This is a genomic window from Kitasatospora sp. NPDC057500, assembly GCF_042802195.1.
Lineage (GTDB): Bacteria > Actinomycetota > Actinomycetes > Streptomycetales > Streptomycetaceae > Kitasatospora.
Genome location: NZ_JBHVER010000454.1, coordinates 1 through 1,003, shown reverse-complemented (window position 1 = coordinate 1,003; position 1,003 = coordinate 1). Strand labels below are relative to the sequence as shown.

At 68.5% G+C, this 1,003-nt stretch carries 1 protein-coding gene and 1 pseudogene; both read left to right on the top strand.

Annotation, left to right across the window (positions count from 1 at the left end):
- Positions 1–256: pseudogene (locus ACFU74_RS37365) on the top strand (isocitrate/isopropylmalate family dehydrogenase); the annotation flags it as partial.
- A gap of 17 nt (positions 257–273) precedes the next feature.
- The coding region (locus tag ACFU74_RS37360) for a LysR substrate-binding domain-containing protein (RefSeq protein WP_380764592.1) at positions 274–1,003 on the top strand (730 nt) is incomplete at its 3' end.

Sequence of the window (1,003 nt, the reverse complement as noted above, 5' to 3'; positions counted from 1 at the left end):
GCACCGCACGGGCGAGACCCTGCCCGACGCGGAGCTGGAGGCGCTCAAGGAGCACGACGCGATCCTCCTCGGCGCCATCGGCGACCCCTCGGTCCCCTCCGGCGTCCTCGAGCGCGGCCTGCTGCTGAAGCTCCGCTTCGCCTTCGACCACTTCGTCAACCTCCGCCCCTCGAAGCTCTTCCCGAACACCGCCACCCCGCTGGCCGGCCGTCCGGAGATCGACTTCGTGGTGGTCCGCGAGGGTACCGAGGGCCCGATGCCGGCACCGCGTTGTTGAACCGGCATCCGCGCGGTGTCAGCCTGACCGAAGCCGGTGCCGCCCTCGCCCACCATGCACGCCTGATCCTGCAGCAGCAGGCACAGCTGCGCGGTGAACTGCAGGCGTTTGCACACGGTGCGCGCGGCACCCTGCATCTGTATGCCAACACCGCAGCGCTGACCAACTACCTGCCCTCGCGGCTCGCGCCATGGCTGGCCGAACGCCCGCGCCTGCACGTGGAACTGCTGGAGCGCACCAGCCCTGAAGTCGTGCGTGCGATCAGTGCTGGCCAGGCCGAGGCCGGCATCATCAGCGATGCCGTCGACGCTGCCGGCCTGCAGCAGCATGTGGTCGCCGAAGATCCGCTGGTGATGCTGCTGCCCGCAGACCATCGCTTCGCATCGCGGCGCAGCGTGGCCTTCACCGATGTTGCCGGCGAGACCTTCGTTGCCCTGGCCGATGGCAATGCACTGCAGACCTACATCGAAGACCAGGCGCGCGACATCGGGCGTCGCCTGGACGTGCGCATCCGCATGAAGACCTTCGAGGGAGTCTGCATCATGGTCGGCCACGGCATTGGTGTCGGCATCGTGCCGCGTACCATTGCGCGCCAGCATCGACGCAGTACGCGTACCGTTGCGGTGCCGCTTGCAGATGCGTGGGCACAACGCCGCCTGTGCGCCTGTTTCACCGGATGGGCGCAGCTTTCACCGGCGATGCGCAGCCTGCTGCTTCACCTGGGCG